Source organism: Wenjunlia vitaminophila DSM 41686 (genome assembly GCF_000380165.1).
In the GTDB taxonomy this organism is placed as follows: domain Bacteria; phylum Actinomycetota; class Actinomycetes; order Streptomycetales; family Streptomycetaceae; genus Wenjunlia; species Wenjunlia vitaminophila.
This window is the reverse complement of record NZ_KB904735.1, coordinates 1-15254: the sequence shown is the minus strand read 5'-3', so window position 1 is coordinate 15254 and position 15254 is coordinate 1. Positions and strand designations below refer to the sequence as shown.

The following is a 15254-nucleotide window of genomic DNA, read 5'->3' as shown; positions in this document are numbered from 1 at the left end:
GCGGGCCCCACCCCCGCGGCACGGCACCGCGTACGAAGACCACGTACGACGCCCACGACGTACGACGACGGGGCCGGCGCAGCGACCATGCCACACCGGCCCCGACCTCCTCGCACCCCGCCCCGGTGGGCGCCGCTCCGGACGCCACCGGTCGGGGTTGTTCAGCTCTCGTAGTCGTCGAGCGGCGGGCAGGAGCAGACCAGGTTCCGGTCCCCGAACGCCCCGTCGATGCGGCCCACCGGAGGCCAGTACTTGTCCGCCGCCGGGAGCCCCGCCGGGAACACCGCCTCCTGCCGTGAGTACCCACGGGTCCACTCGTCGGTCAGCGCCGCGGCGGTGTGCGGCGCGTGGCGCAGCGGGCTCTCCGCCGCGGTGAACTCTCCTGCCGCCACTCGGTCAATCTCCCCCCGGATGGCGATCATCGCCGCACAGAACCGGTCAAGCTCTGCTAGATCCTCGCTCTCCGTGGGTTCGATCATCAGCGTCCCGGCCACCGGGAACGACATGGTGGGGGCGTGGAAACCGTAGTCGATCAGCCGCTTAGCCACGTCGTCCACGGTCACCCCCGTCGCCTTGGTGAGCGGACGCAGGTCGATGATGCACTCGTGCGCCACCAGGCCACCGGGCCCGGTGTAGAGCACCGGGTAGTACGGGGCGAGCCGCTTGGCCACGTAGTTGGCGCTGAGCACCGCCACCTGGGTGGCGAGCCTCAGCCCGGGGCCGCCCATCAGGCGCAGGTAGGCCCAGGAGATGGGCAGGATGCCGGCGGAGCCCCAGGGTGCCGCGGAGACCGGTCCCACCCCCGTCTCCGGCCCGGCCGCGGGCTGGAGCGGATGGTTGGGCAGGTAGGGCGCCAGGTGCTCGCGCACCGCGACCGGGCCGACCCCGGGGCCGCCGCCGCCGTGCGGGATGCAGAACGTCTTGTGCAGGTTCAGGTGCGACACGTCCGCCCCGAACGCCCCCGGCCGGGCGAGGCCGACCAGGGCGTTGAGGTTCGCCCCGTCCACGTACACCTGCCCACCGGCGGCGTGCACCGCCTCGCAGACCTCGGTGATGTGCTCCTCGAACACCCCGTGGGTGGACGGGTAGGTCACCATCAGCACGGCGAGGGTGTCCCGGTGGGCGTCGATCTTGGCGCGCAGGTCCGCGAGGTCCACGTCACCGTCCTCGCTGGTCTTGACCACCACCACGGTCATCCCGGCCATCACCGCGCTGGCCGCGTTGGTGCCGTGGGCCGAGGACGGGATCAGGCAGACGGTGCGCTGCTGCTCGCCGTTGGCCCTGTGGTACGCCCGGACGGCCAGCAGCCCGGCCAGCTCGCCCTGTGATCCGGCGTTCGGCTGGAGGCTCACCTTGGCGTAACCGGTGAGCTCGGCCAGCCGGTCCTCCAGGTCACCGATGAGCTCGAGGTAGCCCTGGGCCTGCTCGGCGGGGGCGAACGGGTGCAGCTCGCCGAACTCGGGCCAGGTGACCGGCTCCATCTCGACGGTGGCGTTCAGCTTCATGGTGCACGACCCCAGCGGGATCATGCCCCGGTCCAGCGCGTAGTCCCGGTCCGCGAGCCGCCGCAGGTAGCGCAGCATCGCCGTCTCGGAGCGGTACTGGTGGAACACCGGGTGGGTCAGGACCGCGTCACCGCGCAGCAGGCCCTCGGGGAGGGCGTCGGGGGTGGTGGCGTCCAGTGCGTCGACGTCGGCGGTCACCCCGAACGCGGCCCAGACCGTGGTCAGGTCCGAGCGTGTCGTCGTCTCGTCGCAGGCGATGCCGACCAGGTCGGTGTCGGTCTGCCGGAGGTTCACCCCGGCGGCCCGGGCTGCGGCGACCACCTCGGCCGCGCGGCCGGGGACCCGAGCGGTCACCGTGTCGAAGAACGCGTCGTGCACCACGTCCACCCCACCGGCCCGCAGCCCCTGGGCGAGCACCGCGGCGTACCTGTGGGTGCGCCGGGCGATGGTCCGCAGCCCCTCAGGGCCGTGGTACACCGCGTACATCCCGGCCATGACCGCGAGCAGGACCTGCGCCGTGCAGATGTTGCTGGTGGCCCTCTCCCGGCGGATGTGCTGTTCGCGGGTCTGCAACGCCAGCCGGTAGGCGCGGTCGCCGTGGCTGTCCACGGAGACGCCCACCAGTCGGCCGGGGAGGTTGCGGGCGAACGACTCGCGCACGGCCATGTAGCCGGCGTGCGGTCCGCCGAATCCCATCGGGACACCGAAGCGCTGGGTGGTGCCGACCGCGATGTCCGCGCCCAGCTCTCCGGGCGGGGTCAGCAGGGTCAGCGCCAGCAGGTCGGCGGCGACGGACACCACCGCGCCGAGCTGGTGGGCCTCGTCAACCACCGGGGCCAGGTCCCGCACGGCCCCGGAGGTGCCCGGGTACTGGAGCAGCACCCCGAACAGGCCTCGCTCGGCGAGCCCGTCCGGCAGGCCCTGGGAGAGGTCGGCGACGAGCACCTCGATGCTCTGCGGTTCCGCCCGGGAACGCACCACGGCGATGGTCTGCGGCAGACAGTCGGCGTCCACCAGGAACAGGCCCTGGCCGGGGGACGAGCCCGTGGCGCCGCGGGGCGGCGGCGTCCTGCTCACCCGGCGGGACAGGGCCATCGCCTCCGCGGCGGCCGTGCCCTCGTCCAGCAGGGAGGCACCGGAGGTGGGCAGTCCGGTGAGGTCGGCCACCACGGTCTGGAAGTTCAGCAGCGCCTCCAGCCGGCCCTGGGAGATCTCCGGCTGGTAAGGGGTGTAGGCGGTGTACCAGGCGGGGTTCTCCAGCACGTTCCGCAGGATCACCGGCGGGGTGAAGGTGCCGTAGTAGCCGGTGCCGATCATGGACTTCAAGACCTGGTTGCGGTCCGCCAGCGCCCGCAGCTCCGCGAGGACCTCCGCCTCGGTCCGCCCCGCGGGCAGCCGCAGCGGTTCGGTGCTCTTGATGGCGTCGGGGACGGCGGCGGCGGTCAGCTCGTCCAGGGAGCCGTAGCCGACCTGCGCGAGCATCTTGGCGCGGGCCGCGGCGTCCGGCCCTATGTGCCGCCGCTGGAAGGACGGGGCGGTTTCGAGGTCGGTGAGGGTACGGGGGGTGCGTCCGCTCACGTCGGCGGTCATCGCGGGGGCCTCCTGGTCGGTACGACCTGCACGGGCAGCACGGGGATGTGCGCCCGATGGCCTCCCCCTCTGTCATCGCGACCTGAGAGCTTCGCCGTGGACCGCGGAGGCGGTGTCGCCGCGGGCTCGGCTTGCACCGTCGGTGAGGGAGGGGTCGTGCCTGTGCCCGCCGCCCGCCCTGCTTTCCAGAGTGACCTCGACCGTGCGGTTCGGATGCCTGAGAGATTCCGGGGAGGAGTTGCTCCTTCGGCGCCCCGGCGGCCAGACCGGGGACTCTCCCGCACGGGGTCGTCAGCCACCACCAACCCTAGCAGCGTGCGGCCGGACCGATCCGATTCGGCCGTCGCGCCGACGGCATGGAGGGCCGCGCATCCGGAGACAGGGCGGGAGCAATGAGGATTATTTATGTGATTATCGGCTATATCGACTGGCGTCTCTTGACTCTTCCGACCGTCCCTGTCGTGACGTGCCGCTAGCCGCTGGAGGAACCGTGCAGACCCACATCGACCCGCGGAGCCTGATCGGCCGCAAGGCGGTTGATCGCAACGGAAGCAAGATCGGCACCATCGACGAGGTCTACCTCGACGACGTCACCGGAGAGCCCGAGTGGGCGGCGGTGCGCACCGGCCTCTTCGGGCGGGACGCGTTCGTCCCCCTGGAACCCAGCGTGGTCTCCGGCAACGTGTTGCGCGTCCCGTACGACAAGGCGCTGGTCAAGGACGCCCCCGACTTCGGCGTGGGCCGCCACCTCTCCCCTGACCAGGAGCTCAGGCTGTACCGGCACTACCACCTCGACGTGGCCCGCACCGAGCAGCCGTCGGTCGAGCCGGACCTCGGCCACCTGGCCGGGGAGCCCGAGTAGCGGACCGGGCAGCGGGGCCGCCCCGGGAGGTCAGGTCCCGGACACGGCCCCGCTCCGGGGCCCGGGACCGCCGCCGTGCGGTTCGGGGTCAGGACCGTCCGGCCCGGTCAGGGGCAGTGGGGGCCCCTGCTCCAGGGCCGGATCATCCACCAGGAAGGTCCGCACCCGGCCCGGCGGCGACCACGGGGTCTCGAAGCGGACCGTCACCCGGCCCACCCCGCTGCCCTGGACCCAGCCCGGCCCGAACTCGACGTGCCGCACGTCCTGGCCCGGCAGCCACCTGCGCTGCGCCTCGGCCGCGGCCGGCTCCCGGGCCAGGGACGACTCCCCGGCCGCCCCCGCGGCGTCCCGCTCCTCGCCGGGCGGCGCACCGGCCACGGCACCCTGCCCCTCCGGCCCCGGGGCGCCGGCCACGGGCCCGCCGGGGCGCTCCGCGTCGCCCTTGGCCTCCACCACGTGCGCGAACAGGTCCTCCTGGGTGAAGTCGGCCAGCCCGGTCACTCCCACTCCCAGCAGCCGCACCCCGCCGGTGGTGTCCACCGCGTCCATCAGCCGACGGGCGATCTCCAGCACCACCGCGGGGTCGTCGGTGGGCGCCCGCAGCGTCTCGGACCTGGTCAGCGTGGAGAAGTCGAAACGTCTGACCTTCACCACCACGGTGCGGCCCGACTTGCCGGCCGCCCTGAGCCGGCGGACGCAGCTCTCGGCGAGCCTGTCGATCTCCCGGAGCACCCTGGTCCGGTCCGCCAGGTCCACCTCGAAGGTGTCCTCCACCGAAACGGACTTCGTCTCCCGGTCCGCCACCACCGGACGGTCGTCCCGGCCCGCGGCCATCGAGGCGACCGCCGCGCCCTGCGCCTTCCCCAACAGCCGCACCAACTCGGCCTTGCCCGCCGCCGCCGCCTCCGCCACCGTGGCGATCCCGGCCCGGCGCAGGTGCTCGGCCGTGGCCGGCCCCACGCCCGGCAGTGCCCGGACCGGCAGCGGGTCGAGGACCTGGTGCTCCCTGCCCGGTTCGACCAGCAGCAGTCCGTCGGGCTTGGCCTGCTCGGAGGCGATCTTCGCAAGCATCTTGGAACTGGCGACCCCCACCGAGGCGGTGAGGCCCGTCGCCCTCCCGATGTCCGCTCGCAGGTCCTCGGCCAGTGCCAGGACCATGGCGGTCACCCGCGCCGTCGCCAGCGCCGTCGGCTCCTGCCCCTGGAGGTCAAGCAGGGCGCCGTGCGGGCCCGCCTCGAGGTCCACGAACGCCTCGTCCAGGCTCAACGGCTCCACCAGGGGGGACACCGACCGCAGCACGGCCATCACCACCTCGCTGACCTGCCGGTACACCGGGAACCTCGGCACCAGGAAGGCGGCGTTCGGGCACAGTCGGCGGGCCATGCCCATCGCCATGGCCGAGTGGACGCCGGACCGACGGGCCTCGTAGGAGGCGGTGGCCACCACACCGCGCGGCCCCAGCCCGCCGACGATGACCGCCTTGCCGCGCAGGCTCGGCTTGGCCGCCTGCTCCACGGACGCGTAGAAGGCGTCCATGTCCAGGTGCAGGATCGTCGGCACGGCTCTCACCCCGCCATGGTGCCCCACCGCACCGACACTCGACCGAACACGCGTACGGGAACCCGGTGGATCGACCGCACACGGTCAACCAGCCCGGTTCCTCCGCCGGGCGAGCTCGTCCTGGGGGTTGTGGCCGATCAGGGTCTCACCCGTGTCGACCCGCTCCCCGTGGAGCTGGGCCAGCGCCGCCTCGACCTCCCGCCACACCACGCCCACGGCGATGCCGAACACGCCCTGCCCACCCTGGAGCAGGTCCACCACCTCGTCCGGGGAGGCGCACTCGTACACCGTCGCGCCATCGCACATCAGCGTCATCCTGGCCAGGTCGGACAGGTCCCGGGAACGCAGGTGGCGCACGGCGGTGCGAATGTTCTGGAGGGACACCCCGGTGTCCAGCAGCCGCTTGACGATCTTCAGGACGACGACGTCGCGGAAACTGTAGAGCCGCTGGGTGCCCGACCCGTGGGCCGGCCGGACACTGGGCTCCACCAGCCCGGTGCGCGCCCAGTAGTCCAGTTGTCGGTAGGTGATGCCGGCCGCCGCACAGGCGGTGGGACCGCGGTAGCCGACGAGGCCCTGATGAGGTCCGGAGCCCCCCGCGACCGCCCCCTCCTCCGCACAGAGCCGGGGGGAGCGTTGCGGGCCGCGAGGCGGATAGCCGCTGCCCGCGGCCGTCCCGTCGCCGGTGCTTCTCACGCCGACCTCCGTCCGTTCGACATCCCGAAAGCACCGGGGGGAAACCCAGCCCAATGTCCGGCAACGCCTTGGCAGAGCCTTCCGGGACCTTCCTTCACGACGGTAGGCAGTCACTGGGGGTGCGTCAACGATCGCCACACTCGGCACGCCGGGTGATGTCAACCCCATGAGTGGTTTGGCGTGACCCACGGACGGGTATCGCTCGTCGAATGGATGACGCGCGGTGGCTCTGTGCGATCCCGATGCGGTAGGGCGCCGGACTCCGACGTCCGCCGGGGCGCCGTCACCGGGAGCTCACTGGTTGCTGGTGCCGAAGTCCTCGGGCGAGATCTGGTCCAGGAACTCCCGGAACTTCTCCACCTCGTCCTCCTGCTCGTCCGGGATGGCGATCCCGGCGTCGTCCAGCACACCGTCGCTCCCGTAGATCGGGGTGTTGGTGCGCAGGGCGAGGGCTATCGCGTCGGACGGCCTGGCACTGACCTCCACGCCGCTGGCGAAGACCAGCTCCGCGTAGAAGACGCCCTCTCGAAGATCAGTGATCCGCACCTCGGTGAGCTGCTGGCCGAAGGCGTCCAGCACGTCCTTGAACAGGTCGTGCGTCAGCGGGCGCGCCGGCGTCATGCCCTGCTGCGCGAAGGCGATGGCGGTGGCCTCCCCGGGTCCGATCCAGATGGGCAGGTACCGGTCGCCTCCCACCTCGCGCAGAAGGACGATCGGCTGGTTGGAGGGCATCTCGACCCGGACGCCCACGACGTCGAGCTCGTTCACACAGCAACCCTAGGCGGTGCCTGCCGGGTTTGGGTAGTCGGGCTCAGCGCCACCCGCCCGCACGATGGCCGAAAGAGCACGTCAGAGCATACGAACCCGCAGCCCCGACTGGACCAGCGCGGCGTGCAGCCGCACCGACAGGGTGGCCAGTTCCCGAGCCATGGCCTCGGCGTGCGCCCGGGTCTGCGGGTTGCGGTGCCGCCGCAGCGGGGCCACCACCTGTTCGACCAGGCCGACCTCGCGCTCCGCCGCGGCCCGTACCGCCCGCAGGTGCCGGGGCTCGAGACCGAAACGCCGCATCTCAGCAACGATCTTGGTGATGGCGAGCATCTCGCCGCTGTAGGTGCCGTCCGGATTGGGCTGCACCACGCCGTAGGACTCCCACTCGCCGAGCTGCTCCTCGGTGACGCCCGCGGCGGCCACCAGCTCGGCCCGGCCCAGCCGCACCACCGCGGCGGCGTCCGCCTCCGGCTCGAGCAGCTCTCCCGCGGGCTCCTCGGCCAACGCCCCGGAACGCGCCCCCGCGGGGGCCGGCACCGGCACCGGGTCCCCCCGGTCCAGGGCGTCGAGGTGTTCCCTGATGACCTTCAGCGGCAGGTAGTGGTCACGCTGCATCCGCAGGACGTGGGCCAGGCGGTCCACGTCCTTGGCGCTGAACTTCCGGTAGCCGGAGGGCGTTCGCTGCGGCTCCACCAGGCCCTCGGTCTCGAGGAACCTGATCTTGGAGATGGTGACCTCGGGGAACTCGTCGCGCAGCAGGTTGAGCACCGCGCCGATGCTCAGGAGCTGGCGATCAGCGGTGGCGGCGGCCGGGACGATACCGCCTGCGGATGTACGAAGCATGGCCCTCCTGCTTTCTCGCCGCCTCGCCGCACGCCACCCGATGGGACCGCGCCCGGCCGGTCAGCCCCAGTGACTGGCGTAGAACACCAGTCGGTACTTGCCGATCTGTACCTCGTCCCCGTTGGACAGCGCCACCGAGTCGATCCGCTCCCGGTTGACGTAGGTGCCGTTCAGGCTGCCCACGTCGGCGACCGTGAAGCCCTCGGGGCTGCGCCGGAACTCCACGTGCCGCCTGGACACCGTCACATCGTCCAGGAAGATGTCGCTCTGCGGGTGCCGACCCGCGGTGGTGAGGTCCCCGTCGAGCAGGAACCGGCTCCCCGAGTTGGGTCCGCGGCGCACGATGAGCAGCGCGGAGCCGGCCGGCAGGGCGTCCACCGCCGCCTGCGCCTCGGGCGAGAGCGACGGCACGCTCTGCGTTTCGCCCTCGTACGCCTCGAGGCCCGAGATCGAGATGGTGGAGGTGGTCTCCGAGGAGCGCTCGGGGGTCAGCCCGGGACGCAGCGGCGCACCGCAGTTGGAGCAGAAGCGCCCGGCCGGCGGATTGCGGTGACCACACCTGGAACACACCGGCACGGACTCGCCCTCCTGCCGCGGCTGGCCAGCCTGGGTGGCGTACGGGTCCACGGAAAACCCTGCACCCAAAGTTGAGGTTGATGGTTCCTCGAAACCTATGCGGCCGGCGCCGGCAGGGTCAACAGATCCACCCCCGTGGCCACCCGAATGGTCCCCGTGGCCACCCCGGAACAGCGGACGGCCCCCGTCCGGCGCGTCACCGTCCGGGGCGTTGCGCATCCCGGGAACGCCGCCGCCCGACGAGCCGGCCCCCTGCTCACCGGCCCGGTGCCGGGCCCCGCGGCCCTCGCCGGACTGCCGAGAGCCCCTACCGAACAACTTCGCAAACAGTTTCACGGGCGATTCCCCTTGAACGACACAGACCCGCCCGTGGGGCAGGACAAACCCTTGTGGCCGGCGCTCCGGCCCCTCACCATTTCTCGCCCACTCGGGACGAATCGCATCCGTGTTCCGGATACTGTTCCCACGAAGACCCTTACGCCCAGTTCCACCCGTTCACGCCTCATTCCGGTGCCGAGCGAGCGTAGTCAGGCTGGTTTGCCTGTCGCAAGGCGTCCACAACGATCTTCTCACTGCGCACCACCGATACCGTGGCCTGCTCCCTCTCCATGCTCTGCACCACTCCACCCGGAATGTTGAGCGCCGGTTCCAGATCCTGGGGATTTCCGATCACTTCGAACCGGTACGGCTGCTCGACCCGATGACCATCGATCTCGACAACCGCGTTCGCTCCCTCACGAGACAGATCTTCGGAGAAGAACGTGTCGGCGACGACACGCACCTCGTTGATCTGGATCGCCTCCGCCCCCGCGGCCCGCAACTCCTGCAACGTGTCCAGCAGCATATCGGCACGAACGTGACCGCCGGGATCGTTGATCGTCAAAGTGATGCCCGGCCCCCGCGCGGCGACCGTTCCGGCCAGCACACCGAGCTGCGCCGTCCGCTTCTCGGTCTGCCGGCGTGCCTCCTCCGCCTGGTCCGAGCTGTTCTCCAGCTCGGTGCGTTGCTGCTCCAGGTCCCGCTTCTCCTCCTGGAGCCGCTTGTTGCGGCTGTCCAGCTCGTCGAGGATGCGCACCAGGTCCTCCTGACGGGCCCCGCGCAACCTGCTCTCGTCGGTGTTGGAGCGCACCTGGATGGCGAGGCCCAGCCCGAGGGCGAACAGCAGCAGCGCAACGATGAACTGCGCCCTCGAGGCCCGGGGAGGCCACAGGGCGGCGGCCAGGCGCTGCCTGCCGGTCGGTCCGGCGCCGGTGCCCCCGGTGGACGGGGCCACCTCGGGGGCGTCGCTCCCCTCCCGGGAGGCCGACCCCGCGGGCGTGGCCTCGCCAGCCGGTTCCGCTGGGGACTGGGCACGGGGGCGCTCCTCGGTCACCTGGTCGGACGGCCGCGCGCCGGACGGCGCAGCGTTACGCCGTTCGGGTGAGTCGCCGGTGCGGTAGGCGGACGACACGGCCGCCGGCCGCTCGCCCCTGCTCCCCTGGGCGCCGGCGTCCCGCTGTGCGGTGACCGTCGGCATCCAGGCCTCCTCGCGCACCCGTGTCACGGCCACGCCGCGTCCCGGCGGGGCGGCACGCCCCGGTGTCGGGTCCGCGCCGTCCCTGTCCTGGGAAGCCCCCTCGCGCGGCTCCTCGTCCCGATCCCGGCCCTCCGGGGCCACGACCTCCCCGTCCTGCTCCCCGGCGTCCCCCCGGGGACGGTCGCCGCGGTCCTGCGCGGCCCGGTGGGCGGCGCGGTCGTCGGTGCCGAGGCGCTCGTCGCGCGCCTCGTCGGGCCCGGTCCCTGGTTGCCTCTCCATCCGCGTCACGCCCGGAAGACGTGCCGGCGGATCGCGGCGGCGTTGGAGAAGATGCGGATGCCCAGGACCACCACCACACCGGTGGACAGTTGAGAGCCGACCCCGAGCTTGTCGCCGAGGTACACGATCAGCGCCGCCACCGTGACGTTGGACAGGAAGGAGACCACGAACACCTTGTCGTCGAAGATGCCGTCGAGCATCGCCCGCACCCCGCCGAACACGGCGTCGAGCGCGGCGACCACGGCGATGGGCAGGTAGGGCTCCACCCCGTCCGGCACCACCGGCCGGACGAAGAGGCCCACCACGACTCCCACAACGAGGCCCAGTACGGCAATCACGATGCGCCCTTCTTCGTCTCTGTGGTCCCGGAGTCGCCGGGTCCCGCCGCTGGCAGCGGCTCGGCATAGCGCACGGCGAGGCCGGGAGCGGCCGGGAGCCGCACCTCGCCCTCGACGGTGATCCGCGCGCGGATGTCGAAGTTCTCCTGCAGCTCGCGCAGGTACATGCCGTCCACGCTGTCCTGGAAGGCGCTGCGCAGGCGTTTCCCGTCCCCCACGGCCAGCACGGTGTAGGGCGGGGGAAGGGGCTTGTTGTCGACGAGTATGGCCTCGCCCGCGGCGCGGATCGCCGACAGGGACGTCAGCCGCTGCCCGTTGATGGCCACCGCCTCGGCGCCGGACAACCACAGTCCGTTCACGATGCGTTGCAGGTCCCGGTCCCGCAGTCGCCCGCTGTCGGAGAAGCTGGAGTCCTGCCGCGGGCCGTCCCCGACGCCCTGCCGCGCGTTCTCCGCGTCGTCCACGACCAGCTTGATGCCGGGCCCTTCCACTTCCTCGGCCCCCGAGAGCAGCGCCATCAGGGACACCCGCTCGTCCTCGCCGCCCGCCCGCAGCGCCGAGCTGCGCTCCTGTTCGACCTTGGTGCGCAGCGCCTCCACCTGTCGCTGGGTGGTGTCCGCCTCCCCCGACGCCCGGTCGACCCGTTCGATCAGTTCCTCACGCTCCTTGGCCAACGTCGGGGCGGCCTCGTGCGCCTGCGCCGCCCCCAACGTCACCACCAGCGCGGCCAGCACGAGCCCCACGGCGAGACCCAGCCACGAGCGGGTGCTCCGGGGCAGGTGCGACGTCCCCAACTCGCCCCGGCGTGACGCCGCCTCGGCATAGCCCGCGTCGAGGCTGTGCGCCATCACGTTGGTCAGCAGCGACATCGACGCGTCGGGACGCGGCGGACGCGGACGGACGCTCCGTGCGGGGGGGTGCTGCGACATGCCGCACATCGTTGCACGCTGGCAGCCGTACCCTCGAACAGCCCCTGTCCGACGCCCCCGCGGTGGTACCGGACCGTGCCCGCGGACGTCGTACGCCCCGGCACCGTGTGGTACCGGAGCGTACGCCTTCAGCTCCCCGCTGGGAAACCGGGGCCGCTCAGCGACCGGCGCTGTCCACCACCAGTGCCCACTCGTCCAACAGGGCCTGGGCGGACACGTCGTCGGGCCCCTCCGCCCACAGGTGGGTCAGAGCCTCCGCCGGGTCCGGCAGCACCATGACCCAACGGCCGTCGGGCTCCACCACCCGGACCCCGTCAGTGGTGTCCACGGAACGGTCCCCAGCCTCCTCCACGACCCGTCGCATCACCAGGCCCTTCACCGCCCAGGGGGTGGCCAGGTCCCGGCGGTGCACATGGGCCCGGGGAATGCGCGCGTCGATCTGACTCAACGTCAACTGGGTGCGCGCGACCAACCCGACGAGCCGGACGAAGGCCGCCGCCCCGTCGAAGACGCTGCTGAACTCGGGAACGATGAAGCCCCCGCGCCCGTCGCCACCGAACACGGCGCCCTCGGACTCCCCGACCCGGGTCAGGTCGTCGGGGGACGTCGTGGTCCACTGCACCTGGGTGCCGTGGTACGCCGCGACCTGCTCGGCGATCCTGGTGGTGGTCACCGGCAGCGCCACCCGGCCGCTGCGCCGCTCCGCGGCCACCAGGTCGAGCAGCACCAGCAGGGCCCGATCGTCCTCCACGATCCGCCCCCGCTCGTCCACCAGGGAGATCCGCTCGCCCACCGGGTCGAACCGCACCCCGAAGGCGGCGCGGGACGAGGAGACGATCTCTCCGAGGTGGGCCAGCGCCGTCCTGCGCTCCTCCGCGGACTCGGTGGGCTTCGCCTCGTTCAGCCCCGGGTTGATCGTCAGGCTGTCCACCCCGAGCCGTCCCAGCAGGCTGGGCAGGACCAGACCGGCACTCCCGTTGGCCGCGTCGATCACCACCTTGAGCCCCGAGTCCGCCACCCCCGAGGTGTCCACCGCGCGCAGCAGGGCGCCCGTGTACGAGTCGAACACGCTGGCGGGGAAACGCAGGTCGCCGATCTCTCCGGGGAACGCCCGACGGTACTCCTGGCGGGCGTACACCCGGTCCAGCTTGCGCTGCCCGGCCTGGGACAGGTCGGCGCCCCGTTCGTCGAAGAACAGGATGTCCACCGAGTCCGGCACGCCGGGGGTGGTGCGGATCATGATTCCGCCGGCACTGCCGCGAGCCGTCTGCTGGCGGGCCACGGGCATCGGCACGTTCTCCAGGTCCCGCACGTCGATGGCGCTGGTCTGCAACGCGGAGATGACCGCACGCTTGAGCGCCCTGGCCCCTCGGGAGTGGTCACGTGCCGTGGTGACCGTGGAACCCTTCTTCAGGGTGGTGGCGTACGCCCCGGCGAGCCGCACCACCAGCTCGGGGGTGATCTCCACGTTCAGGATGCCGGACACCCCGCGCGCCCCGAACAGGTGCTCCTGACTGCGGGACTCCCAGATCACCGAGGTGTTGACGAAGGCGCCCGCCTCGATGGTCTTGAAGGGGTACACCCGCACGTTCGACGCGATGATCGACTCTTCGCCGATCAGGCACTCGTCCCCGATGACGGCGCCGTCCTCGATCCTGGCCGCCCGCATCACGTCGGTGTTCTTGCCGATGACGCAGCCCCGCAGGTTGCTCTGCCCACCGACGTACACGTTGCTGTGCACGACGGCCTTGTGCAGGAAGGCGCCGGACTTCACCACGACGTTGCTGCCCAGCACGGTGTGCTCGCGGATCTCGGCCCCGGCCTCCACCTTGGCGTAGTCACCGATGTACAGCGGGCCGCGCAGCACCGCGTCGGGCGAGACCTCGGCCCCCTCGGCGACCCACACGCCGGGGGAGATCTCGAAGCCGTCGAGGTCGACATTGACCTTTCCCTCGAGGACGTCGGCCTGGGCCTTGACGTAGCTCTCGTGCGTGCCGACGTCCTCCCAGTACCCCTCGGCCACGAAGCCGTAGATCGGTTTTCCGTCCTTCATGAGCTTCGGGAACACGTCCCCGGACCAGTCCACCGACTCATCCGCGGCCACGTACTGGAAGACTTCGGGTTCCATCACGTAGATGCCGGTGTTGACCGTGTCCGAAAACACCTGCCCCCATGTGGGCTTCTCGAGGAACCGCTCGACCCTGCCCTCGTCGTCCACGATGGTGATCCCGAACTCCAGTGGATTGGGAACCCGGGTCAGACAAACCGTGACCATGGCTCCCTTCTCCCTGTGGAACTCGATCAACTCGGTGAGGTCGAAATCCGTGAGCGCGTCACCGGAGATGACCAGAAACGGTTCGTCCTTGAGCGCCGCCTCCGCGTTCTTCACGCTGCCCGCGGTGCCGAGGGGCTTTTCCTCGTTCGCGTACGTGAGGTCCATGCCCAGTTCCTCACCGTCACCGAAGTAGTTCCGCACCAGGGAGGCCAGGAACTGGACGGTGACCACGGTCTCGGTCAGACCGTGCCGCTTGAGCAGCCGCAGCACGTGCTCCATGATCGGGCGATTGGCTACCGGCAGCAACGGCTTGGGCATGCTCGAGGTCATCGGGCGAAGACGAGTACCTTCGCCTCCGGCCATCACGACGGCCTTCATATCGGAAGCGCCCTCCTTGGCGAGACGGCTGTCATGCCGACGGGCACCCGCGAGGCCCGTCGAACGCTCGCACGGGCACCCCGGCCGCCGCGCACCAGGGCAGAGGACTGCCGCTGACCGGGAGCGGGCTCAGTCGGCCGTGGCGTCCGCCCTCACAAGCCGGCGGACCTGGACCACGTAGAGAATCCCTGCCCACCAGTACAGCGTTGTACCCCAGCCGGCGAACGCCCATCCGAAAATAGCACCCAATGTCCCCAACCAGCCGGACGCATCGCTCAGAAGCAGCAACGGGAAGGCGTACATCAGGTTGAACGTCGCCGCCTTGCCCAGGAAGTTCACCTGGGGCGGTCCGTAGCCGTGCCGGGCCAGGATCGGAAGCATCGACGACAACATCAGGTCACGGGCCAGGAGCAGGCAGGTCAGCCACAGCGGAAGGATGCCCCGCCAGGTCAGGCCGACGAGCGTGGACAGAATGTACAGACGGTCCGCCGCAGGGTCGAGAACCCGCCCGAGACTGCTGATCTGGTTCCACCGCCGGGCGAGCTTTCCGTCCAGGTAGTCGGTGACGCCGCTGAACATCAGGATGAGCAGGGCCCAGCCGTCGCTCTTTGGTCCACCGAACTCCGGCCACAGGATCAGCCACAGGAACAGCGGTACGCCGAGGAGGCGGGCCATGCTGAGAATGTTGGGGATGGTGAGGACACGGTCTGTCTGCACCCGCGTCTCCTGGACCTCCACCCGAGGTGCCTCCTGTACCACGTGCCGACGGTGCACCATGACCCTACCGGATGGGAAAAGCACGAAGGGGTCTGGGTTGTTGTCCGAAGACAACAACCCAGACCCCTCACCAAAATTTGTCCGGCGGCGTCCTACTCTCCCACAAGGTCCCCCTCGCAGTACCATCGGCGCAGTAAGGCTTAGCTACCGGGTTCGGAATGTAACCGGGCGTTTCCCTCACGCAATAACCACCGAAACACACACAGACACACAACCAACACACATCTCAACAAAGAGACCGGTCTGGTTGTTGCCCCAGAACCACACAGTGGACACGTAGCATCAATGGACAAGCCCTCGGCCTATTAGTACCAGTCAGCTCCACGAGTCACCCCGCTTCCACCTCTGGCCTATCAACCCTG

Annotated in this window: 12 protein-coding genes, 1 rRNA gene and 1 riboswitch; of the genes, 1 reads left to right on the top strand and 12 read right to left on the bottom strand. The window is 70.9% G+C overall.

The window, feature by feature from the left end:
• Positions 1 to 161: 161 nt before the first annotated feature.
• Positions 162 to 3095, bottom strand: a complete 2934-nt coding sequence (gcvP, locus tag A3IG_RS0126985; RefSeq protein WP_018386701.1) for an aminomethyl-transferring glycine dehydrogenase — start codon at positions 3093 to 3095, stop codon at positions 162 to 164.
• 195 nt (positions 3096 to 3290) lie between these two features.
• Positions 3291 to 3386: riboswitch (glycine riboswitch) on the bottom strand.
• A 199-nt stretch (positions 3387 to 3585) separates the two neighbouring features.
• Here gcvP and A3IG_RS0126980 point away from each other — a divergent pair.
• Positions 3586 to 3957 carry a PRC-barrel domain-containing protein gene (locus A3IG_RS0126980; protein WP_018386700.1) on the top strand — a complete coding sequence of 124 codons (372 nt, stop codon included), beginning with the start codon at positions 3586 to 3588 and terminating at the stop codon, positions 3955 to 3957.
• Between the two features lie 30 nt (positions 3958 to 3987).
• On the opposite strand, the gene A3IG_RS31525 is transcribed toward A3IG_RS0126980, so the two are convergent.
• The 11 genes from A3IG_RS31525 to rrf form a co-directional block, all read right to left on the bottom strand.
• Entirely contained in the window at positions 3988 to 5526 is a 1539-nt protein-coding gene (locus A3IG_RS31525) for a DNA polymerase IV (protein ID WP_040912446.1), read from the bottom strand.
• Positions 5527 to 5601: 75 nt separating this feature from the next.
• The gene (locus tag A3IG_RS0126970) at positions 5602 to 6213 is read right to left on the bottom strand and encodes a MerR family transcriptional regulator (protein ID WP_018386698.1); all 612 of its coding nucleotides are present in this window, start codon (positions 6211 to 6213) and stop codon (positions 5602 to 5604) included.
• Between the two features lie 294 nt (positions 6214 to 6507).
• The gene (locus A3IG_RS0126965) at positions 6508 to 6981 is read right to left on the bottom strand and encodes a bifunctional nuclease family protein (RefSeq protein WP_018386697.1); all 474 of its coding nucleotides are present in this window, start codon (positions 6979 to 6981) and stop codon (positions 6508 to 6510) included.
• Between the two features lie 81 nt (positions 6982 to 7062).
• Positions 7063 to 7824, bottom strand: a complete 762-nt coding sequence (ftsR, locus tag A3IG_RS0126960; RefSeq protein ID WP_018386696.1) for a transcriptional regulator FtsR — start codon at positions 7822 to 7824, stop codon at positions 7063 to 7065.
• Between the two features lie 60 nt (positions 7825 to 7884).
• A complete protein-coding gene (locus A3IG_RS0126955) occupies positions 7885 to 8838 on the bottom strand; it encodes an FHA domain-containing protein (protein WP_236719223.1) in 954 nt (317 codons plus the stop codon).
• A 64-nt stretch (positions 8839 to 8902) separates the two neighbouring features.
• Complete coding sequence (locus A3IG_RS31520) at positions 8903 to 9916, bottom strand: DUF881 domain-containing protein (protein WP_078501011.1); 1014 nt, start codon at positions 9914 to 9916, stop codon at positions 8903 to 8905.
• A gap of 284 nt (positions 9917 to 10200) precedes the next feature.
• Positions 10201 to 10533 (bottom strand): small basic family protein, encoded by a 333-nt coding sequence (locus A3IG_RS0126945; RefSeq protein ID WP_026220708.1) that lies wholly within the window; start codon positions 10531 to 10533, stop codon positions 10201 to 10203.
• A complete protein-coding gene (locus A3IG_RS0126940; RefSeq protein WP_078500979.1) occupies positions 10530 to 11462 on the bottom strand; it encodes a DUF881 domain-containing protein in 933 nt (310 codons plus the stop codon). Before A3IG_RS0126940 ends, A3IG_RS0126945 begins: the two co-directional genes overlap by 4 nt.
• Positions 11463 to 11619: 157 nt before the next feature.
• Complete coding sequence (locus tag A3IG_RS0126935; protein WP_026220707.1) at positions 11620 to 14115, bottom strand: mannose-1-phosphate guanyltransferase; 2496 nt, start codon at positions 14113 to 14115, stop codon at positions 11620 to 11622.
• A 129-nt stretch (positions 14116 to 14244) separates the two neighbouring features.
• Positions 14245 to 14853 (bottom strand): CDP-alcohol phosphatidyltransferase family protein, encoded by a 609-nt coding sequence (locus tag A3IG_RS0126930; protein ID WP_018386690.1) that lies wholly within the window; start codon positions 14851 to 14853, stop codon positions 14245 to 14247.
• A 118-nt stretch (positions 14854 to 14971) separates the two neighbouring features.
• A 5S ribosomal RNA gene (gene rrf / locus A3IG_RS0126925) occupies positions 14972 to 15088 on the bottom strand.
• Positions 15089 to 15254 lie beyond the last annotated feature (166 nt).

Coding starts and splice junctions, on each gene's coding strand:
- A3IG_RS31520 (WP_078501011.1), bottom strand. CDS start 9,916: ATGCCGACGGTCACCGCACAGCGGGACGCCGGCGCCCAGGGGAGCAGG.
- gcvP (WP_018386701.1), bottom strand. CDS start 3,095: ATGACCGCCGACGTGAGCGGACGCACCCCCCGTACCCTCACCGACCTC.
- A3IG_RS0126940 (WP_078500979.1), bottom strand. CDS start 11,462: ATGTCGCAGCACCCCCCCGCACGGAGCGTCCGTCCGCGTCCGCCGCGT.
- A3IG_RS0126935 (WP_026220707.1), bottom strand. CDS start 14,115: ATGAAGGCCGTCGTGATGGCCGGAGGCGAAGGTACTCGTCTTCGCCCG.
- ftsR (WP_018386696.1), bottom strand. CDS start 7,824: ATGCTTCGTACATCCGCAGGCGGTATCGTCCCGGCCGCCGCCACCGCT.